General features: G+C 35.8%; 19 protein-coding genes. 5 read left to right on the top strand and 14 right to left on the bottom strand.

All coding sequences use genetic code 11. The annotated features are described in order from the left end of the window. Positions 1 to 11: 11 nt before the first annotated feature. The gene (locus H560_RS0101430; protein WP_027378386.1) at positions 12 to 764 is read right to left on the bottom strand and encodes a polysaccharide deacetylase family protein; all 753 of its coding nucleotides are present in this window, start codon (positions 762 to 764) and stop codon (positions 12 to 14) included. Between the two features lie 84 nt (positions 765 to 848). After that, complete coding sequence (locus tag H560_RS0101425; RefSeq protein ID WP_027378385.1) at positions 849 to 1,811, bottom strand: NAD-dependent epimerase/dehydratase family protein; 963 nt, start codon at positions 1,809 to 1,811, stop codon at positions 849 to 851. A 91-nt stretch (positions 1,812 to 1,902) separates the two neighbouring features. Between H560_RS0101425 and ggt the strand changes: the two genes are divergently transcribed. Beyond that, entirely contained in the window at positions 1,903 to 3,588 is a 1,686-nt protein-coding gene (gene ggt, locus H560_RS0101420; RefSeq protein ID WP_027378384.1) for a gamma-glutamyltransferase, read from the top strand. Positions 3,589 to 3,742: 154 nt separating this feature from the next. Beyond that, positions 3,743 to 5,023 carry a dicarboxylate/amino acid:cation symporter gene (locus H560_RS0101410; RefSeq protein ID WP_027378383.1) on the top strand — a complete coding sequence of 427 codons (1,281 nt, stop codon included), beginning with the start codon at positions 3,743 to 3,745 and terminating at the stop codon, positions 5,021 to 5,023. A gap of 181 nt (positions 5,024 to 5,204) precedes the next feature. Here H560_RS0101410 and H560_RS0101405 read toward each other — a convergent pair whose 3' ends face one another. The 7 genes from H560_RS0101405 to gyrB form a co-directional block, all read right to left on the bottom strand. Further along, positions 5,205 to 6,095 carry a diacylglycerol/lipid kinase family protein gene (locus tag H560_RS0101405; RefSeq protein ID WP_394330251.1) on the bottom strand — a complete coding sequence of 297 codons (891 nt, stop codon included), beginning with the start codon at positions 6,093 to 6,095 and terminating at the stop codon, positions 5,205 to 5,207. 5 nt (positions 6,096 to 6,100) lie between these two features. Next, entirely contained in the window at positions 6,101 to 6,895 is a 795-nt protein-coding gene (locus H560_RS0101400; RefSeq protein WP_027378381.1) for an RsiV family protein, read from the bottom strand. A 42-nt stretch (positions 6,896 to 6,937) separates the two neighbouring features. Then, positions 6,938 to 7,759 carry an RsiV family protein gene (locus H560_RS0101395; protein ID WP_162143842.1) on the bottom strand — a complete coding sequence of 274 codons (822 nt, stop codon included), beginning with the start codon at positions 7,757 to 7,759 and terminating at the stop codon, positions 6,938 to 6,940. Positions 7,760 to 7,943: 184 nt separating this feature from the next. Beyond that, positions 7,944 to 8,771 carry an RsiV family protein gene (locus tag H560_RS0101390; RefSeq protein WP_027378379.1) on the bottom strand — a complete coding sequence of 276 codons (828 nt, stop codon included), beginning with the start codon at positions 8,769 to 8,771 and terminating at the stop codon, positions 7,944 to 7,946. Positions 8,772 to 8,852: 81 nt separating this feature from the next. Further along, positions 8,853 to 10,787, bottom strand: coding sequence for a transglutaminase-like domain-containing protein (locus tag H560_RS0101385; protein ID WP_027378378.1), 1,935 nt, complete (start codon positions 10,785 to 10,787; stop codon positions 8,853 to 8,855). A gap of 2 nt (positions 10,788 to 10,789) precedes the next feature. Continuing rightward, positions 10,790 to 12,682 carry a DUF3857 domain-containing protein gene (locus H560_RS0101380; RefSeq protein ID WP_027378377.1) on the bottom strand — a complete coding sequence of 631 codons (1,893 nt, stop codon included), beginning with the start codon at positions 12,680 to 12,682 and terminating at the stop codon, positions 10,790 to 10,792. Between the two features lie 272 nt (positions 12,683 to 12,954). Beyond that, the gene (gene gyrB / locus H560_RS0101375; RefSeq protein ID WP_027378376.1) at positions 12,955 to 14,889 is read right to left on the bottom strand and encodes a DNA topoisomerase (ATP-hydrolyzing) subunit B; all 1,935 of its coding nucleotides are present in this window, start codon (positions 14,887 to 14,889) and stop codon (positions 12,955 to 12,957) included. A gap of 444 nt (positions 14,890 to 15,333) precedes the next feature. On the opposite strand from gyrB, the gene H560_RS0101370 reads away from it, so the two are divergent. Together H560_RS0101370 and H560_RS0101365 are read left to right on the top strand one after the other, a co-directional pair. After that, the gene (locus H560_RS0101370) at positions 15,334 to 16,677 is read left to right on the top strand and encodes a cytochrome ubiquinol oxidase subunit I (protein ID WP_027378375.1); all 1,344 of its coding nucleotides are present in this window, start codon (positions 15,334 to 15,336) and stop codon (positions 16,675 to 16,677) included. Continuing rightward, on the top strand, positions 16,674 to 17,678 hold the full coding sequence (locus H560_RS0101365) for a cytochrome d ubiquinol oxidase subunit II (protein ID WP_027378374.1): 1,005 nt from the start codon (positions 16,674 to 16,676) through the stop codon (positions 17,676 to 17,678). Before H560_RS0101370 ends, H560_RS0101365 begins: the two co-directional genes overlap by 4 nt. A gap of 2 nt (positions 17,679 to 17,680) precedes the next feature. Here the strand turns inward: H560_RS0101365 and H560_RS20915 are convergent, their stop codons facing one another. The 5 genes from H560_RS20915 to H560_RS0101340 form a co-directional block, all read right to left on the bottom strand. Then, positions 17,681 to 18,505: a mechanosensitive ion channel family protein gene (locus H560_RS20915; protein WP_228372397.1), complete on the bottom strand. Its 825-nt coding sequence runs from the start codon at positions 18,503 to 18,505 to the stop codon at positions 17,681 to 17,683. A 119-nt stretch (positions 18,506 to 18,624) separates the two neighbouring features. Next, positions 18,625 to 20,322, bottom strand: coding sequence for a lysine--tRNA ligase (gene lysS, locus H560_RS0101355; RefSeq protein WP_027378373.1), 1,698 nt, complete (start codon positions 20,320 to 20,322; stop codon positions 18,625 to 18,627). Between the two features lie 118 nt (positions 20,323 to 20,440). Next, entirely contained in the window at positions 20,441 to 21,370 is a 930-nt protein-coding gene (gene rlmF, locus H560_RS0101350) for a 23S rRNA (adenine(1618)-N(6))-methyltransferase RlmF (RefSeq protein WP_027378372.1), read from the bottom strand. A 3-nt stretch (positions 21,371 to 21,373) separates the two neighbouring features. Next, complete coding sequence (locus H560_RS20910; RefSeq protein ID WP_262486254.1) at positions 21,374 to 21,562, bottom strand: c-type cytochrome; 189 nt, start codon at positions 21,560 to 21,562, stop codon at positions 21,374 to 21,376. A gap of 165 nt (positions 21,563 to 21,727) precedes the next feature. Continuing rightward, on the bottom strand, positions 21,728 to 21,955 hold the full coding sequence (locus tag H560_RS0101340; protein WP_027378371.1) for a hypothetical protein: 228 nt from the start codon (positions 21,953 to 21,955) through the stop codon (positions 21,728 to 21,730). A 138-nt stretch (positions 21,956 to 22,093) separates the two neighbouring features. Between H560_RS0101340 and H560_RS0101335 the strand changes: the two genes are divergently transcribed. Next, complete coding sequence (locus tag H560_RS0101335; RefSeq protein WP_027378370.1) at positions 22,094 to 22,738, top strand: hypothetical protein; 645 nt, start codon at positions 22,094 to 22,096, stop codon at positions 22,736 to 22,738. The last annotated feature ends 52 nt before the right edge of the window (positions 22,739 to 22,790 follow it).

Genomic DNA, 22,790 nt, shown 5'->3' with positions numbered 1-22,790 from the left:
CTGCAACCTATTTAAAAAATATAATCTTTCATACGGGAAGTAGCCATTTCTTTCTCGTTGATCCAGGTAAGGAGGGCATCTAATTTGTCCTCCATTTTTTTGCCCGAATTGATCTTCCGGTAAAAAGGAATTCCAAACTTATGGGTAGTAAAATCTGTAAACTGCCAGGAACTCAAATAAATCAAAACAAAATCGTCGTTTTTGAGGGTTTCAAAAACCATGCTCTGGTAATACTTCGTCGGTAAAATCTGAAATACAAAATCATTATACGGCAGCTGGCTGTAAGGCGAAATACTTTCCGGAACAATACTTAATCCATCCTCTTCGATGATTTCAGTATCCCTTTTCAGACGTTTGAAAGGAAACAGAATATTGGCGTTGTCGATATTGGAAACATAATTAAATTCCAGCAGCTTTAAACTTTCCTGAGGCTGCTTAAAATCTTTCTGACGAATGCCACGAACCTGTTTTTCCAAAGATTCCTGAATATTTTTCTTTGCTTCTTCTATTTCCGTAAGGCTGGAGTTTTTATTGTAAAAAGCAATTTCATGCCCTTTGGATGAAATTGCTTTTAGTAAGTATTCCAGTTTTTTTGACAAAGAGATTTCAACAAAAAAACTTGCTTTAGTATCATGAATATCTAAAATTCTAAGAATAGCTTTGGTATTATCAACTGTAATTTTCAACCTCTCTTCTTCAGAAATTGCATTGCTGTTTTTTGGTTCAGCTTCAAGATTCAAGATGTTGAAGGTTAATAATATCATTTAAACTTAATTTTATTTAAACTTTAAAAACAACTGATAATCAGATGTTAAAATATATTTTATTTAAACTATTACTTTAAGCAATTAATTTTTATTCAATTTTACTTTTAAATTTTTGATCATGTCCTTTGTCATTTCCGAAATACCGAAATCGTAAGATAATCCCCAATCTTTTTTAGCTACAGAATCGTCAATGGAAGCCGGCCATGAATCTGCAATTGCCTGTCTGAAATCCGGTTTATAATCAATCTCAAAACCAGGAATTTCTTTTTTGATTTCCTCTGCAAGTTCCTTTGGAGTGAAAGACATTCCACCCAGATTATATGATGAACGAACTGTTAAACTTTCTTTTGGAGCTTCCATTAATTTCAATGTTGCATTAATTGCATCATCCATATAAAGCATCGGCATTCCTGTATTTTCGGAGATAAAGCTTGTATATTTTCCCTGCTCAATAGCTTCGTAAAAAATCTCAACAGCATAATCCGTAGTCCCTCCTCCTGCAGGAGTTTTCCATGAAATCAGTCCCGGATATCTGATACTTCTTACGTCTACTCCATGCTTGTCGAAGTAATATTCGCACCACTTTTCACCTGCCATTTTTGAAATTCCGTAAACGGTGGTAGGATTCAAAACTACATCCTGCTCCACATTTTCCTTTGGAATTCCTTTTCCAAAAACTGCAATAGAGCTTGGCCAGAAAATCTTTTTAATCAACCCTTCTTTTGCCATTTCACAAAAATGAAGCAGTGGCTCAAGGTTTAATTTCCAGGCAAAAATCGGCTGCTTTTCTGATGTACCGGACAATAATGAAGCCAAATGATAGACAGTAGTGATTTCATAATCTTTAATGACCTGTCTTACCAATTGGGTGTTGGTAACATCCATTCTTTCGTAGTGACCTGCAGCAGTAATCCCCTGCTGCCATCTGTCCAGCCCGGAAGCCACCACGTTATCTCCGTGGATCTCAACAAGCCTGTTTGTAAGTTCGGTGCCTATTTGTCCTAATGCACCTGTAATTAGTATTTTTTCCGTATAGGATTCCATTTTTAGATTTTATTAGTTGATCAAAAGCAAAAATAAATATTTTAGACCCTATCTTAAAACAAAATTGTAAATTCGGCAATAAAAATTACAAATGAAAAAGATTATTTTCTCGCTAATCCTCTTTAGCAGCACTATTTCAGCGCAATACACAGATATCAATATCGTAAAGGATGTCAAGGTAAAAAATAAGGGCGTTGTAGTTTCCGCCCATCCCCTTGCCAGTGAGGCCGGAGCAAAAGTTCTGAAAATGGGTGGTAATGCGTATGATGCAATTGTTGCAACACAATATGCATTAGCGGTAGTTTATCCTCAGGCCGGAAACATCGGTGGCGGCGGTTTCTTAGTTGGAGTGAAAAATAACGGCGAAAAATTCGCGATAGATTACAGAGAAACTGCTCCTCAAAAGGCAACTCACGATATGTATGTTGATAAAACAGGGAAAGCCAATACAGATCTTTCTCAAAACGGCAGACTGGCAGTAGGAGTTCCCGGAAGTGTAGCAGGATTTTTTGCCACGCTCAAATATTGTAAACTTCCTATGAATCAATTGATTCAACCTGCGATTGATCTTGCCGAAAAAGGATTTGCGATTACTGATCAGGAAGCTGAACTTTTAAATTCCAGCAAAGAATATTTCCAGAAACATAATTCATCGCCCATTGTTTTTATTAAAAGTGTTCCCTGGAAAGCAGGAGATATTTTAGTTCAGAAAGAATTAGCCGAAACATTAAAATTAATCCAAAAATCTGGTTTAAAAGGATTTTATGAAGGGAAAACAGCCGAGCTTCTGGTTTCGGAAATGAAAAAAGGAAACGGGATTATTACTTTGGAAGATTTAAAAAACTATAAGGTAGCAGAAAGAAAAGCGCTGGAATTCAATTATAAAGGTAGCAATGTAGTTTCTATGCCATTGCCTTCAAGTGGTGGAATTCTACTTGCCCAAATGCTGAAAATGGCAAGCTATGAAAATTTAGAAAAATACCAGCAAAACTCTACAAAGGCCGTCCAGATCATGGTAGAGGCAGAAAGACGAGCATTCGCCGACAGAGCTGAATATATGGGTGACCCAGATTTTATTCAGGATAAAACCTCTTATTTAATTTCTGATGATTATTTAAAAAACAGATGGAAAAGTTTCAGCTTTAATAAAGCCACTCCAAGTTCTGAAGTCGGAAAAATAATTAAGCAGCCTAAAGAATCAACCCAGACAACGCATATTTCTGTAATTGATAAGGAAGGAAATGCAGCCGCGGTAACCACAACCCTTAACGGTTTATATGGCAGTAAAGTGGTAGTTTCCGGAGCCGGCTTCTTTTTGAATAACGAGATGGATGATTTCTCCATAAAACCAGGTGTCCCAAATATGTTCGGAGCAGTGGGCGGTGAAGCTAACTCCATTAAGCCTAACAAAAGAATGCTTTCATCAATGACTCCTACCATTGTTCTTAAAAACGGAAAGCCTTATATGGTGGTTGGAACACCGGGTGGAACTACTATTCCTACTTCGGTTTATCAGTCGATTGTAGATGTAATTGATTTTAAACTAAACGCCAATATTTCCGTTAATGCTCCAAAATTTCACCATCAATGGCTTCCTGAAGTAGTGGCTTTTGAAAAAAACTTCCCTGAAACCACCATTAAAGACCTGGAAAAGCTGGGCTACAAAGCCGAAAGATGGAACCAGATAGGACGAACGGAAATGATTCTTATTGATGATAACGGAACCATACATGCAGTTGCTGATGGACGAGGTGATGATTCTGTAGCTGTGGAGTAATTTTTTTAAACCTTCAAGGTTTCAGAAAACTTGAATTTTCTTGAATTAAATACTTTAGTTTCGGCGGGGCTTTCAGCCCCGCCGAAACTTTTCATGACTTTTATCATATTTTAAAGCAAATTTTCTTAATTTTCGCCCTTCAAAAATAATTTCATTGAAATCAAAAAAATTTTACCAGCAACTTTATTTTCAGGTAATTGTCGCAATTATTGCGGGAATACTCTTAGGAAGATTTTATCCGGAATTGGGTGAAAAAATGAAGCCTTTGGGTGATGGATTCATCAAACTTGTAAAGATGATTATCGCTCCGGTGATTTTCATTACACTCACGTTGGGAATTGCTCACATGACAGATCTTAAAAAAGTAGGCAGAATTGCGGTAAAAGCAATGATTTACTTTATTACATTTTCAACATTAGCCTTGATCATCGGTTTAGTTGTGGGTAATCTTTTACAGCCAGGACATGGTTTGAATATTGACCCCGCTACTCTTTCAGGCGATGTCTCGCAATATCAGCAAAAAGCCCATGAAACCACACTCACAGGTTTCATCATGAATATTATCCCGGAAACTCTGTTTAGTCCACTGGTAGGCGAAAATATCCTCCAGGTGCTGTTAGTTGCTATTTTGATGGGGGTTGCGCTGGTTTTAACAAAAGAAAAAAGCCACAAAATAACCAATTTTTTACAGGATCTTTCGGCACCTGTTTTTAAAATTGTCCATATGCTGATGAAGCTTGCACCTATCGGAGCATTCGGTGCGATGGCTTTTACTATTGGAAAATATGGACTGCATTCGGTGTTAAACCTGATATTTCTTGTCGGGACCTTCTATATTACTTCTGCTCTTTTTGTAGTCATTATTTTGGGAGCTGTAGCATGGTACAATGGTTTTAACATATTCAAACTTATGTACTACCTTAAAGAAGAACTGCTTCTGGTGTTGGGAACAAGCTCATCAGAATCTGCACTTCCGGGAATCATGGAGAAGCTTGAAAAGGCAGGATGCTCGAGGGCAATTGTAGGATTAGTGGTACCTACCGGATATTCTTTCAACCTGGACGGGACCAATATTTATATGACACTGGCTTCACTATTTATTGCCCAGGCTTTAAATATTCATCTTCCCATTGAAAAGCAGATCATGCTGCTTCTAGTGGCGATGTTGAGTTCTAAAGGTGCTGCCGGAGTTACCGGAGCCGGCTTTGTAACATTGGCTGCCACGCTTGCCGTAGTTCCTGAAATTCCGATTGCAGGAATGACCCTTATTTTAGGAATTGATAAGTTTATGAGTGAATGTCGTGCCTTAACGAATGTAATTGGAAATTCTGTAGCAACCGTAGTTGTGGCGAACTGGGAAAAACAACTGGATAAAACTCAATTGAAATATTCTTTGGATCATCCACATGACGTGGAAAAGAAATTGGAAATTTAATTTTAAAATTAATTGATATTCTTTAATAGATGCTTCGACTCCGCTCAGCATGACGTTGCTACTTATTGTTAAATAAAATAATTAGTATTAGAGTTATCATGCTGAGCGGAGTCGAAGCATCTATTACTGTGTATAATATATCAGATTTTAAAATAATCAATCCAGATAAAATTTCTTAGGCTTATATCAAAATATTCAAGCTTGAAGGCTGTACTTTTACATGAATAGGAGATTTTATTTTGTTGAATTCACCATCCAGATGCCAGTTTTTGGTATTAACCTTAAATTCAATTTCGGAAACCGGAAGATAAGTGATGTAATCATCATCCTTAAGCTTTTTTGTAAACATCCTGAAAGCAAAAAGAGGTGAATAAGTCAGTGGAAATTTTTTAACCAAAACCATATCCACGAGACCGTCGCTTTTACTTGCATTGGGAGCAATATAGGCATTGTTACCAAACTGACGCGTATTTGCGATATTCACCATAAGGTATTTTCCGTTGTACTGTTTGTATTCTTCCTTTAAGAATTTAACTTTAATCGGTTTATAGCTGAAAAAGGTTTTTAAGGATACTTTGATATAATTTTTAAAGCCCCGATTTGTTTTTTCAAATTCTTTAACCACTTTCCCGTCAAATCCCGTTCCTGAAACATTAATGGAAAGCCTGTCATTCACTGTAAAAGTATCAATCTTACGGGATTTTTTTTCCTGAAGCTTTTCCAAAAGCTCATCCAGGTTTTTGCTGAACTGCGTTTCGTTGGAGAATCCGTTTCCCGAACCAGCCGGAAATATAGCGAGGATTTTATCTGTGTTGATAATATTACGCGCTACCGTTGAGATAGTTCCGTCTCCCCCTATCGCTACAAAAAAATCTACCTCGTGAAAATGTTTCTGGATAAAATCATCCGTTCCAAATATTGATTCCGAAATATAATATAAAGGATCTTTGACCTTTGCTTTCAGCTCATTAAGAAAAGGCTGATAGTTTTTTTTGGCCGAAAAAGGATTGATGATAAAAGCTACTTTTTCCATTGCTGCAAAAATAAAAAATGCTTCCTGAATTGGAAGCATTAATATTAGTTAATTTTCATTCTTTCTTTAAAAGCAGGATTAATCTGACCTTCCAGTTTATCCCAGGATACAGCAACCACAATATCCCCCATCGGATAACCCGGCATGAAGACATTCATATTATAATGAAAATATAAATTATTCTTATCAAAATAAAAATTATTGTTAGGCACAATTTTCTTTACTGTAAGATCTGCAAACTTTATTTTCTTATCATTTTTATCGAAATTTTCCTGCAGGATTGTAGACAGTTTTTCCTTTGAAGCCGTGGTAATATCAGTTAACTCTACTTTTTTATTATTTTGAATATCAAAAACTTTTTCAGTGTAATCAGCTGTTCCACGGGTTTTCCCTTCGGTTTCTTTTTTATAATACTGAATATGAAGATATCCGTTTTCATAAGATTTCATCTTCATATCTGAAGCATATTCCCATGTCTGCTTATAATGAATATCAGCATTTTTGCGGTTTTTATTTACAAAATCATAGTATGCTTTAGTTTCTTTTGTAAAATTATCCGTCAGTCCCTTTGCAGAAAAATCAGCAAGTCCTTTTTTATCAAAATAAATGCTGTCAAGCAACGTTTTATCCTTCAGATCAGGAAAAACCAACAGCCTTGAATAATAATCAACGGTAACAGAATCAAATACTTTCTTAGAATCGCTCAATGAAAGGGAATCAACTCTGAAGTTTTCTGTTGTATTATTTTGCTGCTTGCTCTGGTGATTTTCTTTTTTATTGCACGCAAAAGACAGTAAAAGCAGGCCTGAAAATATGGTGCCTTTTAAGTAGTTTTTCATTTGTTGTTTAATTTATTGATTTTAAATGATAGTCTTATTATTTTATTTCATCCTGTTTTGAAACTCAGGATTCAGCTTTCCTTTAAGCTCTTCCCAAGAAATGGGGATTACTATATTTCCCAGAGCGTGTATGGCCACTTCTCCCGGGCTGTAATGGAAATACAGATTTTTTTGGTCGAAATAAAAATTATTTAAAGTAAGTTTACTATTTGTATCATACAGTTCCTCTGATAATATGATCGGTTTTTCAGAACCTTCATTTTTAAAGGTTATCTTTGCTGCATTTTGTTTTAATAACTTTTCTATATCGGTTTTTGCTAAAGAAGTAATATCTGAGAGCTCAACTTTTTTATCATTCTTAAGGTCAAAAACTTTATCCTGGAAAACTTCATTGCTGTATGGGCCTCCATTATTGGATTCCATACTGTATTCCATGTGAAGAAAGCCATTTTCATTAGACTTAATCTTCATTTTAGAATCTGCCATCCATAGGCTTTCGGGCATGCTTTTATCTTCTTCATTCTGTTTCTTCAGATCAGCATAATACATATTTTTCTCATTCTCCATCGCTTTCTGAAGCTCTTCTCTGGAAAAATCTTTCAATCCCTTATATTTAAAATAAATACTGTCAAGCATTTTTTTTCCTTTCCAGTCCGGAAAAAGTAAAACTTTTGATTTATAGTCTATTTTTACATTTGAAAATAACTGAGCAGAATCTTTGAACTCCAAAGAATCAATTTTAAGATTTTCTGAATTTTGTTCAGAAGCTTGCTGGCCTGCAACTGGTTTTGATTTATTTTCTTTACAAGAAGAAAATATGAGCAGTAAAGACATTGCTAGGAAAGTGGTGGTTTTTGTCATCATTTGGAATTTACTAAATAAAGTAGCAAAAAATATTCCATAGACAATACAAATTAACATCTGAAAATGAGCAACTAAATAATATAAACTTATTTTAAAAATAATATTAAAATAAGTTTATGCCGCCTCTATTTAAGTTTAATTTTTTTTGCAAAAAAACAAAACTGAATTTATTTAAAATTTAATATTATTTTATTTTCATCCTGGATTGAAATTCCGAATTTAATTTTCCCTTCAGCTCTTCCCATGAGACAGGAATTGTAATATCACCCGCCGCAAAAGCCGTGATTTCGTATGGACTGTAATGGAAATAAAGATTTTTTTCATCAAAATAGAAATTATCCGTTGCCGGGATTTTATCTACCAGCAGCATTTCTGAATTGTTGATATTCCCATTTCCATCAGTGGTTCCACTGTTTACTTTATTGATGTTTTTCATTAATAATTTTTCCAGCTCATTTTTAGGCATGGATGTGATATCTTTTAACTCAACTTTTTTATTGTTTTTAAGATCAAAAACTCTTTCTGAAAAACCATAATTATCATGTGCTCCACCTTCATAAGAACCCCATGCATACTCAATATGAAGATAATCATTGATGTTCGATTTCATATTCATTCCGGTATCAGAATACCACTTTTGAGCGTATCTAATATCTGCAAGCCAGTCTTTAGAGTCCTTTTTAACTGTATTAAAATATTCATTTTTATTTTTTTCAAGCAAAGCCTGAATACCTTTTTTCGAGAAATCCTGAATATTTTTATTCGTAAAATAAATACTATCCAATAGCTTTTTATCTTTAATGGAAGGAAAAACCAGCATTTTAGAAGAATATTGTACCATTAAAGAATCAGCAAGCTTAATAGAATCATTCATTTTTACAGAGTCTACTGTAAATTTTTCAGGTTGAGTGGTTGCCGTTTTTGTTGTATCAATATTGGTATTTTCAGATTTTTTGCAGGCAGAAAAAAAGAAAAACGTGGAAAGTGCTATAGCAGCAATGGTATTTTTCATAGTTTGATTTTCTTTCTTATATGCAAAAACCATTCAAAAAATGAATGGTTTGCAGAATTATTTGAATTTTGTTGTTATTTCTTATTTTTTAACGAGACTTATTACCTGATTTTCCTGTTTGGAAGCCACTCCCCAGATTTGTTTGAAGGCAGGGTAATACTCTTTCGGATAATCCGGGCTCATGATTTTTGTTGTAGAAACCACTTCCAGCTTATTTCCTTTTTGCTCAGCAATATAGCTGTACTCTATCTCCTTATCGTCGGTTATGATTTTCTTGTTTTTAGGCATCTCTTCAATGATGTATCCGTCAGGAATCTCAAGAACAATCTTTTTCACCCTTGTGAAAGACGAAGTAAAATCAATGGTGTATTTTCTTTCTTCCGTTTGATCAAATTCGTTTGAGTTTTTATTTAAAAACAACATCGGATTGATGATTATTTTCTTACCGACTTTATCAATAAGGTTATCAGAAGAAAACTTCATTGTACTTTCAAAATCTCCGTTTTCAAGAACTTTAGAATCAATATTTGTAAAATCAATAGAAAAATTTTCCTTGTACTGCTTCTTATATTTTTCGGAATTATCATCATAATTCTCCTTTGCAAACATGGCGTACGTTCCTGTATCCTTATCAGAATATGTTCCGGAAATACTTCCATCGTCATTTATTTTGGCCTCGGCAGTAAGATAAGTGTAGCTTGTTTTTGCGTTAACCATCGATAATTGCTGTACTTTTTCTTTGGCTATTAAAATACCGAACTGGTTCCAGTCTCGCGGAGGAAGCTGGTCCATTGAAGACTGCTTTGCCGTAGCATCATAAAGGTGAAAGCCATCTTTAGTCTGGATAGCAGCAATAACGAAATTCATGTTTGAAACATTGGGTGAAGCAAGATTGATCAAACCGTTGCTCACTGTGGAAATGACAAGCGGATCTGCCTTAATTCCCGCTTCACGAAGCATCATTACCAGGAAAAGATTCATTTCTGCAGCGTTCCCGGTCTTGGTTTCAAGCATTTTTTTGATTCCGTCTTCTACATAAATTCCACGGTCTTTATTCCATGTGAATGTGTTTTTTACGTAATTAAAAATAGCATTGGCTTTTTCAGTTTCATTTGAAATTCCGGAAATAGCAGCCGGCATATTTTCTTTTGCCAGCTTCGTTTTTTTCAATTCTCCACCGAAATCTTCATTATCATAGAGCCTCTGTTTGATCTGCTCCCAGGAAGAAGAATACAGTTTAAGTTCCCTAAAATTCGTAGAATGAAGCTCCGCACTTATTTTTGTTCTGTAATTTCTGTCATTATTAACGAATCTTTCAGTTTTAAAGCCTTTTACATTATCATATCCAAATCGGTATGTTTTGTAATTCATCCCATACATCATTTTCTCTTCCATCATTCTGTATTTTGGAATCAAAGAACCTGTATAGTTTACGTTATAAGCAATATTTGAAGGGGTATCCAGAACATATTCCGTATAAAGTGAAGGGGTGTCTGTTTCTATTAAGATTTCAGGAACAGTAAACAAAAACGGCGACAAAACCTCATACTGATATTCTATTATCGAACCATTTTTCACATTTGGAAACGCAAATTTTGTAATTGAAACATATTTACTTTCCTTACTTTTATATTTTGAGCTTTTATCAACCTTTGTAGCAACGGCAGCGCCATTTTCAAGGTTATAAGTAAAAGCCTTTATCTTTGAAAGAGATTCCTGATCACTTCCACTGCTCTGATAGAGTGGAATTTCAAGATTCAGCCAGTCTTCAGCTTTATCTTTATCATAAATTTTGACCCTGTAAAAAGCCTTTTTCACCAGATTTCCTGTAGTATTATCAATACTAAAATGCAATGATTTATATAAAATTTCCGCAGGAGCATTTTCATCAAGAGCAGATTTTTGTTTTGATAAATCTGCATCATTGAACTTTGGAGTTTCCAGGAATTCATGTTTTTGAGCCCCAATGAATATAAAATTCATTGAGCATAAAGCTATCATCAGTACTTTTTTCATGCTTAGATTTTAGATATTAAAATTTTTGAATTGTCTATGTTTATCGTTTTTTTTCTGAAATTGATATAATCGTTGTATTTTTCTTTAGGATAAAGACCTTTATTGATTCTGATCGTTCTGTTTACCTTTAGCTCTTCACCATTTTTCACAAAGTTCAGCTTATACATTCCAAACTCTGAATTAATGGTAACATTTTCCGGTAACTCCTCAATTTTATAATTTTTTGGAAGCGTAAAATTAATTTCATATTCATCTTCAAAAGACTGCCCCAGCTCAAAAGGCAGTTCCCTGTTTTCATCAGTCTTATAAACATTATCCGAATAAATAGGTACCGCCCTGAAAATCATACTGCTGCCTGCATTTTTAGAATAATTGTTGGCTTTAAAATCAAGATCATACTTGGTTATAGCATGATCTCTGTCGTTCAGCAGGTTCTTCAGCTCTACTTTTTCAAAATTAAGAATGTTCAGCATGCTTCTCATCGCTTCATTTCTTTCTTTCGGAGACAGTGAAACAAGTGGCATGGTAGTGTCATACTGGCTTCCGCTATAGGAAAAGTTTCCTTCTCCCAGAATGCTGTTATCTTCGTTAAGCTTAATCTTAAGTACCTGCTTTTCCTTGTTCTGTTCGGCAGGATAAGTGGGTGTATCAATGAGTTCAATTCCATTTTTTCTGATGGAAAGAACATTCCTGTCCGTTGTTCTATAACTTAAATGATTGAAAGCCACCTGTTGTGAAGTGTTTTCCAGCCAGATATTTCCTTTTTCCGTAGGAACCATCAAAATCACATGGTTCCCGCCCATTTTCGGGAAATCTTTATCAAATGAGACCGGCGACGTCCCGGAATTGACCACCGAATAATAAGATGGAATCCCAGCTTCATCCAGTAAGGTTTTCATATAATTGGTAAGACCTTTACAGTCCCCATATCCTTTTTTCTGAACCTCATCCGGGAGCATCGGCTGCCATCCGCCTATTCCCAAAGCCACGAAAATATAACGTGTTTTGGCCTGCATATGCTGATAAAGCTTTTTAACTTTTTCTTCCGTTGTTCCCTGTAAATTTAGAGCTGCAACTTCTGCTTTAATCGTAGGGGTAGAAACTGAAACCGGCTGCAAAATACTGTTGTAATACCACAATCCGAAATCCTGCCAATTATTAAGCTCGCCCTGTTTTCCTTCCAGATTAAATTTCGTTAAGGCAAAACTTACTTTTGGTAAAATTTTTACAGGCTCAGGAACTAAAGAGGCTTCATCAATTGCCGGAACATTTTTATAGGTGTACGTTTTTTCACCATTGCTATCGCTCTCCGCAACTGCAGTATAATTGTACTTTGAAGGATATGTTTTGGTTTTAAGCTCAATTCCGGATTTATTGATAATTTTCATCTGGGCTTCTTCAAGCGCCACATTGGTAGATCTGAACGGAATAAAATCTGGCAGAAAGATTGTATTTTCATCACCTATCTGGTAAGAAAATTCCACCGTATAAGGGTACTGAGTAGGCGTGTAAGACAAAGCCATCACCCTGTTGTCCGAATAAAAAGTTCCCTGATTATTATTCGCGAAATCACCAAAATCTGATTTTGAATATGATTTCATCTTTTTCCCTGATTCATCATAGATGGTCACTTTCACATCTGAAATGCTATTACCTTTTTCATAAGGAATATAAATGAGCGCATTAGAATCACCATCTTTGTTCAGGACCGTCGTTACAGTATAAAACTGATATTTAATATCATCAATTTTATTAATCTGAATTGTTGTAAGATCTTTCCTTACGACAGCGTTGGCATTCTTTTTCAGGTTTTCCGGAATTGCAGACGCAGGAAAGCTTTGTGCGTAATACAATGAAGCTATAGACAATGCTCCGATAGAGAGTATTTTCATCATGGTTATAAAATTGAGCAAAAATAGTGAAATCTTAATAATTGTTAAAAAATTATTTATTAAATATTGTAAGAATTGTAAATTAAAGTATTGTACAAAGTATGCTCAGCAACGAGCGACGTTGATAGAAGTGAATTTTTCATCTTTGTTTGTATTTTGACGCAAAAATATATTTTTTAAATTTAATTATATAATATTTTGACACATTTTATTATTTTCTAAATAAAAAAAGACCTCATTTCTGAAGTCTTTTATATTATATTTTCAAGAATTAATTATGCATCAATCTTAGCATATTTTGCATTCTTCTCAATAAATTCTCTTCTCGGTGGCACCTCATCCCCCATCAACATGGAGAAAACACTGTCTGCCTCTACCGCATTGTCTATTGTTACCTGCTTCAGGATCCTGTGTTCAGGATTAAGAGTGGTTTCCCAAAGCTGCTCTGGGTTCATTTCCCCAAGACCTTTATAACGCTGAACCTCAACACCTTTACCATCAGGAGATAGATCTAAAGTAAATTCTTCACGTTCTTTTTCGTTGTAGGCATATACTTTTTTATTTCCTTTCTTTAATAAATATAAAGGGGGCTGAGCAATATAAATATATCCGTTCTCAATCAATTCCTTCATGTATCTGAAGAAGAAGGTTAAAATCAGGGTAGAGATGTGAGAACCGTCAATATCGGCATCGGTCATGATTACGATCTTGTGGTATCTCAGTTTAGACATATTCAAAGCCTTACTGTCTTCCTCCGTACCTACGGAAACTCCAAGTGCTGTATAGATATTTTTAATCTCCTCGTTATCGTAAACCTTGTGAAGCATTGATTTTTCAACGTTCAAAATTTTACCTCTTAACGGAAGAATAGCCTGGAAAAACCTGTCACGCCCTTGTTTTGCCGTTCCACCCGCGGAGTCACCCTCTACAAGGAAGATTTCTGATTCTGCAGGATCTTTTGAAGAGCAATCCGAAAGCTTACCCGGAAGTCCTGAACCTCCCATCGGAGATTTTCTCTGAACCATTTCACGGGCTTTTTTCGCAGCCTGTCTTGCTTTTGCAGCTAAAACTACCTTCTGAACGATAATTTTTGCTTCATTTGGATTTTCTTCCAAAAAGTTGGTAAGCATCTCCCCTACAATCTTATCTACAGCCCCTGAAACTTCGGAGTTACCTAATTTCGTCTTGGTCTGTCCTTCAAACTGAGGCTCCATTACCTTTACAGAAATCACCGCTGTAAGTCCCTCACGGAAGTCATCCCCGGTAATTTCTACCTTTTCTTTCTGTGGAATACCCAAATCATCAGCATACTTCTTCAAAGTTCTTGTCAAAGCACGTCTGAAACCCGCTAAGTGAGTACCTCCTTCATGCGTATTGATATTATTAACATAAGAATGCAGATTCTCGTTGAATGAAGTATTGTAACGCATTGCTACTTCCACCGGAATCTCATCTCTTTCACCTTCCATGAAGATTACATTTTCCATGATTGATTCACGGTTTCCGTCTATATAGGCAACAAATTCTTTTAATCCGCCCTCAGAATGGAAAACTTCTGTTCTGAAAGTTCCGTCTTCCAGCTTTTCTCTCTCATCTGTAAGGGTAATTGTAATTCCTTTATTAAGATAAGAAAGCTCTCTTAAACGGGTTGCCAGTGTATCATAATTATACACAAGCTCTGTAAAAATAGTATCATCCGGCTGGAAGAACTGCTTAGTTCCTCTCTGATCGCTGTGACCTATCTCTTCAACACCAGTCTGTGCTTTCCCTCTGGAATATATCTGCTGATAAACATTTCCGTCTCTGTAAACGGTTGTCACCATTTCATTGGAAAGTGCGTTTACACACGATACCCCAACTCCGTGGAGACCTCCGGAAACCTTGTAAGAATCTTTATCAAACTTACCACCGGCCCCGATTTTTGTCATTACAACCTCAAGAGCAGATTTTTGTTCTTTTTCGTGGAAGTCTACCGGAATACCTCTACCGTTATCGCTAACCTCGATTCCGTTCCCTTCTTTAATGCTGACGAAAATAGTATCGCAGTATCCTGCCAACGCCTCGTCAATAGAGTTATCTACTACTTCATAAACCAAATGATGGAGACCTCTCACTCCCACATCACCAATGTACATTGAAGGACGCATACGTACGTGCTCCATCCCTTCCAATGCCTGAATACTACTAGCTGTATATTGTTTCTGACTCATATCAAATATTAAAGCTTTGCCTGTTGCAAAGACCCACAAATATCGTGATTTTTTTTGAGGTATGAAAGTTAAAAAGTGTCAAAAAAGAGGTGATTTTTCCACAACATTTTAATCATTTTAGAAGTGTTGATTTTTTCAGGCACTATAAATTTTTAATATTAAAAAACTTAGTACAATTAATAAATTAACTCTTAGTAAAATGCTAATTAATTTATTTTCTTAACTTCAATACAACCATTCATCTTCTTCATTTAAGTATTAAAAACCTAAATTCTTATTGTTTTAATGTTAAAAATATTTGAAACAAAATTTTAAAAGCTTACAGAGTGGATTTCTTTTAAAAAATATCAAAGTTAAAACCTATTCTCCAAACCAATACTGTTGTAAATCATACCGGACATCTCTAATTTATGCTTAAATTTATTTACTCAAAAATTGATATTTATGGACGATTTCATGGCAGCCCGTGCCCAGATGGCAATGTCCCTCGGTTTTCACATTATTTTTTCCTGTGTTGATATGGTAATGCCTTTTCTGATGGCATTTGCCCACTGGAAATACTTGAAAACGAAAAACGAAGTGTATAAAGGCCTCACCAAAGCCTGGAGTAAAGGTGTTGCCATACTTTTTGCTACCGGAGCCGTTTCCGGGACCATGCTTTCTTTTGAGCTGGGACTTCTTTGGCCACAATTCATGAAACATGCAGGCCCCATTTTCGGGATGCCTTTTTCTTTAGAGGGAACAGCTTTCTTTATTGAAGCCATCGCCATTGGTTTCTTCCTTTACGGATGGGACAGATTCAACAAATGGTTCCACTGGTTCTGTGGATTTTTAGTTGGTTTAAGTGGTTTAGCTTCCGGAATTTTAGTGGTTGCGGCCAATGCCTGGATGAATTCGCCTGCCGGATTTGATTATGTAAACGGACAGTATTTAAATATAGATCCTATAAAAGCAATGTTTAATGAAGCATGGTTTCCACAGGCTTTACACATGACGGTAGCTGCTTTTTGTGCCACCGGATTTGCTGTTGCGGGGGTTCATGCTTATTTGATTATGAAAAAAAAGAATGTAGAGTTTCATACAAAAGCATTTAAAATTGCTGCAGGGTTTGCATTAATTGGTGCGTTTGGAGCCCCTTTAAGCGGCGATATTGCTGCAAAGTCTGTAGCGGAAAGACAGCCTATCAAATTAGCTGCCATGGAAGCGCATTTTGAAACAGAAAAAGGAGCCGCTTTTGTAATTGGAGGAATTCCCGATGAAGAAAAAGGTGAAATAAAGTATGCTATAAAAATTCCAAAAGTATTAAGCTTTTTAGTAAGCAACGATTTTAATCATGAGGTAAAAGGCCTGAATGATTTCCCAAGAGACGAATGGCCGCCGGTTGCCGTCGTACATTATGCTTTTCAGATTATGATCTTCTTCGGGGTAGTAATGATCATCATTGGAATGGTTTATCTGTATGCTTATTTTTTCAGAAAAGAATGGCTCACGAAAAACTGGCTTTTAAAAACATTTTTAATAGCTTCTCCATTCGGATATATTGCACTTGAAGCGGGATGGACCGTAACTGAAGTCGGCAGACAGCCGTGGATCATCTACGGAATCATGAGAACCGCAGATGCCGTAACACCGATGCCCGGAATTCAGTATTCATTTTACTTTTTTACTGCGATTTTCGTTTCATTGTCTTTAATCATCATTTTCCTTTTAAGAAGGCAGATACAGATGGTTCCGAAGTTGTATGATCCCACCGATCCTCAGTTTAACTCTAAAAATAAGCAATCATGATTTATGTAGTTATAGGCTTTCTCTGGCTTTCGATTTGTCTTTATGTAATTCTGGGAGGTGCTGATTTCGGAGCCGGAATTGTGGAGCTTTTTACCAAGAAAAAAAACCGCCCGAAAACCAAAGTGATTATGTATGAATCCATCGCGCCGGTCTGGGAAGCGAACCACATGTGGCTGATCATTGCGATTGTTATACTTTTTGTAGGTTTTCCTGAAATTTATACTACTCTTTCCACGTATCTTCATATTCCACTGGTTTTGATGCTGGTAGGAATTATTGCGCGGGGAACTGCTTTTACTTTCAGACATTATGATGCCGTAAAAGACGACTGGCAGCAGGTTTATACGCAGATTTTTTATTTTTCGAGCTTACTTACTCCATTTTTTTTAGGATTAATTGCAGCTGCGACAATCTCTCATTCCATAGATTCTGAGGCTAAAGGATTTTTAGAACTATATATTTTCAGCTGGCTGAACTGGTTTGGAATTGCCGTGGGGCTGTTTACAGTGGCTATTTGTGCTTATCTTGCTTCTGTTTTTGCCTTACGGGAAACCATTGACAAGGTGGAATTAAGTTTAATGATTAAAAAATCGAAACAAACCATGATCTTTGTGGTCATCACCGGAATTTTGGTTTTTGTAACGGCTTATCTTTCGGATATTCCTTTATTAATGTGGGTATTTTCGAAACCTTTGGGAATGATGGCAACAGTTTTTGCAACGATTTGCCTGGCTTTGATCTTAAGAGCAATGCACACGCGCAAACTGCTTCCTGTAAGAGCTTTAGCGGGCTTTCAAATTATTATGATTCTGGTAGCAGCCACTTATCAGCATAACCCGAATATTATACTTTTTGCCAACGGGCAGCATCTTTCTTTGCTGGAACATGTAGCAGCTCCTAAGACAATTTCAGCTTTAGGATGGGCTTTAATGTTGGGATCTGTTTTTATCCTTCCGTTTTTATTTTATTTAATGATTTCTTTCAGTAAGCAAAGAAAATAAGCTTATTTAGTTTTATGTTCCGGCCATTGAACATCCAGAGTTCTGATAGGGAAAGGGATGGTAATCTTATGAAGATCAAAAGATTTTTTAATAGCAATAATTGCCTTATGCCCCATACTTAAATAATGACTCTGTTCAGTAGAGCTGCACCATAAACAGATTGTAAAGTTAATGGAACTTTCATCAAATTCTGTATATACTAATGTGACTTCTTCAGAAGGATCTAGGCCTTCGATATCTTTTACAGCCTCCAAAGCAAGTTTTGCAGCATATTCCAAATCGTCATTATAGGAAATCCCTATTTCAAGATCAAATCTTCTTTTTCCCAGAAGAGAATAATTTTCAATTGCGCTTTGAAAAACATCCTTATTAGGAATAATTACCATCTTACCCTGAAAGGTTTTAATTACAGTATCCCGAAGATTAATCTCCACTACCTTTCCCATATAATTTTTAATAGAAACTATATCACCAATCTTAAGTGGCCTTCTGAACGTAATAAAAATCCCGGATATAAAATTTGCAGCAATGTCCTGAAAAGCAAAAGCTAATGCCAAACCGAGAATACCTGCTCCGGCAAGAATTGAAGTAACCGCTTTGTCAAGTTTTAAAATACTTAACGTTGTGAAGATAACAATCCCTAAAGCTGCTACATAAGTGAAAGTACTGAATAAATGATTTATTGTATGATTAGTAAATATTCTTCCAAATATTTTATGAGAAGCTCTTCTTATATATTTTGCCATCCAAAAACCTATAACTAAAACTAAAGAAGCCAGTAAAAGGTTAGGAAGAATTTTCACAAACTCTTGAAACCAAAATTCCAACTTAGTATTTATAAGTTCCCATGCCTTGCTAAGATCAAACATATCAAAAAAATAGAGTAAAGTTTATAAAAAATAAAAGCAGGAATATATTTCCCGCTTATAAATGTATTAAAATATTTTTAAACCAGTTTCATCAAAACATTTTCGTCGATCTTCTCTACTTTCACCAGATTATTTTTAGTTAAAGTTTTTGAAGCTTTGTCCCATTTTTTACCGGACAGCTGGCTTCTCTCCTTTACTTCGGCTAAAGAGAACGGCTCTTCCTGAGAATTTAAGATTTCAAGAATCACTTTCTCATCTTCACCCAGCTCTACCTGAGGAACAGTTTTTTCCGGCTTCATCTGAGGGAAGAACAGCACTTCCTGGATGGATGCATTATTCGTTAAGAACATGATTAACCTGTCCATCCCGATTCCTAAACCTGATGTTGGCGGCATTCCGTATTCCAGCGCTCTAAGGAAATCCTGGTCGATAAACATCGCTTCATCATCTCCTTTTTCAGAAAGCTTCATTTGCTCTTCGAAACGCTCTCTCTGGTCAATAGGGTCATTAAGCTCCGAATAAGCATTCGCGATTTCTTTTCCGCAAACCATTAATTCAAAACGCTCGGTAAGGCCTTCTTTGCTTCTGTGCTTTTTGGTTAAAGGTGACATTTCAATAGGATAATCTGTAATGAAAGTCGGCTGGATGAAGTTTCCTTCACACTTTTCACCGAAAATTTCATCAATTAATTTTCCTTTACCCATGGTTTCATTCACTTCAATACCGATGGATTTTGCGAAGTCATATAGTTCCTGCTCCGTTTTCCCGGTAATATTAAAACCTGTAAATTTCTGGATAGCTTCCGTCATCGAAACTCTCGGGTAAGGTGCTTTGAAATCAATTTCATACTCTCCAAAAGTTGCTTTTGTAGTTCCGTTTACCTGAACTGCACAGAATTCCAATAGTTTCTCCGTGAAATCCATCATCCAGTTGTAATCTTTGTACGCTACATAGATTTCCATTGCTGTAAATTCCGGATTATGGGTTCTGTCCATCCCTTCATTTCTGAAGTTTTTTGAGAATTCATAAACTCCGTCGAAACCACCCACGATTAATCTTTTTAGATATAATTCGTTTGCAATTCTTAAATATAATGGAATATCCAAAGCATTATGATGTGTGATAAATGGTCTTGCCGCAGCTCCTCCCGGAATTGACTGTAAAATTGGCGTTTCAACTTCAAAATATCCGGCATCATTGAAGAAAGTTCTCATTGCGTTGAACAATTTTGTTCTTTTAACGAAAATTTCTTTTACCTGAGGATTTACCGTCAAGTCTACGTAACGTTGTCTGTATCTTAATTCAGGATCTGTAAATCCGTCATGCACTACTCCGTTTTCGTCTGTTTTTGCTTGTGGTAAAGGTCTTAAAGCTTTAGTAAGAAGTGTGAAATTTTTTACCAAAACTGTTTTTTCACCCACCTGGGTCGTGAACAATTCTCCTTCAATACCAATAATATCTCCTATATCTAAAAGGTGTTTGTACACTTCATTATACAAAGTTTTATCTTCACCTGTACAGATCTCATCTCTGTTAAAATATACCTGGATTCTGCCTGTAGAGTCCTGCAGTTCAGCAAAAGAAGCCTTTCCCTGGATTCTTCTTGACATTAATCTCCCTGCAATCTTAACCTGTTTATTATCAGCGAAATCCTGTTTTATAGATTCTGTAGTATCTGTAATTACATATTCATCTGCAGGGAACGCATTAATTCCCATTTCAACAAGCTTGTTCAGCTTTTCTCGTCTAATGATTTCTTGTTCTGATAATTGCATTGTATTTATTTAAAATAACGTGCAAAATTAGTGATTTTTGAATTGATGGTCAATGGCTTTTCTCAGAAATCTCATTTATTTCATATAAAATTTAATTCAAAAGATTTTTAAATCTAAATTATAAGAACCAGTCTATATGGTTTTGCTGAGGAATAAAAGTCCAGGCCAATATTCTGCTGATCTTCTGGCCCTGAGCCATATCAATTATTTTGACATCTATGGCTTTCAGCTTTTTTAAAAGCGAAGTCAATTTGAAAAGATTATCTTTTTTTGAAACCAGACATGTAAACCAAAGTATCTGTGATGAATACAGCCTGCTTTCATGGATCATTTTTGTAATAAAGGCCAATTCACCGCCGTCGCACCATAACTCAGACTGTTGTCCTCCAAAATTCAGCAAGGGTTTGCTGACTTTTGACCGGTTCAGGTTTTTTGTTTTTCTGAGATTTTCCTTTAGTGCAGATTCTTCAGAATCATGAAACGGAGGATTACACATGGAAAAAGTAAACCTGTCTTTTGAAGTAATTATACATTTAAATATATGATCGGGATTGAGCTGGTGTTTTAATTCAATTACAGATAACAAATCAGGATTATGATCTAAAATTTTCTGCGCATTTTCCAGAGATTTTTCATTAATATCTGTACCCAAAAGCTTCCAGCCATAAGATTTATGGGCAATTAAAGGATAGATAAGATTCGCCCCTGTTCCGATATCCAGGCCTTGTATGGAGGGGCCTTTCGGAACTTCATTCTGTTGCCCGGCCAATAAATCCGCAATATAATGAATGTAATCTGCCCTTCCGGGAATGGGAGGACAAAGATTAGTATCCGGAATATCCCAGCTCTGAATGTTATAAAAATGCTCTAATAAAGCTTTATTAAGTAATTTTACGGCTTCTGGAATGCTAAAATTAATCGTTGCCGTTTGATAAGAATTTTTGAAGACATAATGTTTCAGTTCCGGCACACAAGAAATAAGCTGATCAAAATCGTAAGGATCGCGATGCAGATTTCTTGCGTGCAGACTGGTTTTTTCGGCGGACATTTTCTACTTTTTCTTTAAAGTCAAAATATATTCCACCATTTTTTTAGCATCATCTTTAGACACCTGAGGATGGGGCGCCATTGGAACGCTTCCCCATACCCCGCTTCCGCCTTCTATGATTTTTGAAGCAAGCAATTCAATATCCTTTTCAGAATATTTATCTGCGATCTCCTGATAAGAAGGTCCTATCATTCTTTCATTTACCGAATGGCAGCCGGAGCAGTCCAGCGTTTCGATAATCTGGTCACCGGAAAGATCAGCTTTCGGAGCCCGAGATTTCTACCGGCGTATTTTCTTTTTTGGAACAGGAAACAATCAGCATACCCAGACATCCTGTCAAAAATAATTTTTTCATTATTACTTGGTAAGAGTATCTGCTTTTGCATCTTTTGCAGGAACGGATACTGCTGCATTTACGTCTGCTTCAGGAGTATCACGTGTTGTTGCGCTGGAATCCTGAACTACTGTAGGAGCGTCCGGTTCCGGCAGCATAGTGTTGCTGTCTTGTAAGTCATGATTAGGCTTCTTTGAGCAGTTAGCTACCAATAAACCTCCGATAAATGCGATTGCTAATACTTTTTTCATTATTTTTTCTATAAATTATTTAAGCAAAAATATAAAAAATAAACTTGTAAAATCATGACATCTGTCCATTTTGACTATATTTTTCAGTAAAGATTGTAATTCATAATGATTATATTTAAGTAATTTTAAACTAAAACTATGATTTTCGTTTCAAAAGTTCTATTCTTCACCAGCCATCATGGTTTTTACACGGTGGTTATTGTTTTTTTCCTCTTCGGACTGCTGTCTGCGGTAACGAAAAAGTGGTGGTTTTTAGTCCCAATACTCCCTTTGTCTATATTAAATGGCATTGGCGGACAGTTTTTGAACGCCTGGTTTCTCAATAAATACGGCGTAGAAAGTACAGCCATAATCACCTCTGATGTAGAGACGAATTCTACCTTAAACGAACAGTATATCCATGATTATGAAGCCATTGTAAAAAAGCAGGACGGAAAATACGTTACTACATTCTTTTCTACAACTACGGCGGCGATCTATCCTATAGAAAATGCTATCAGGATTCCGCAGAAAGAAAAACCTTTTCCTGTGAAATTCATTCCGGGTTACGAAAAAAATATCGTTATTCTTTATCATGAATCCGAAGAAGGAAAATTACTTTTAAAGTATGAAAAACAAGCCCCGATAGAAAAAGCAAGAATAAAATATGAAGCTGACAAAACAAATAAAGATTTCATTGAAGAATATATTTCTGCTTTAGAAGATTACACAAAAACTTATCCTGACGAAAATTATTCAATTAAAATAGAAGAACTAAAGAAAGAACTGCAACAACTGAAATAAAAGATCTTCAATTTTATATACGTTTAATTTCATTATTTTTATTTTTTGTATT

Origin of the sequence: Chryseobacterium daeguense DSM 19388 (assembly GCF_000430825.1) — a bacterium.
Taxonomy (GTDB): domain Bacteria; phylum Bacteroidota; class Bacteroidia; order Flavobacteriales; family Weeksellaceae; genus Chryseobacterium; species Chryseobacterium daeguense.
Note: the sequence above shows the minus strand (reverse complement) of the source record. Positions and strands in the feature narration are given on the sequence as shown.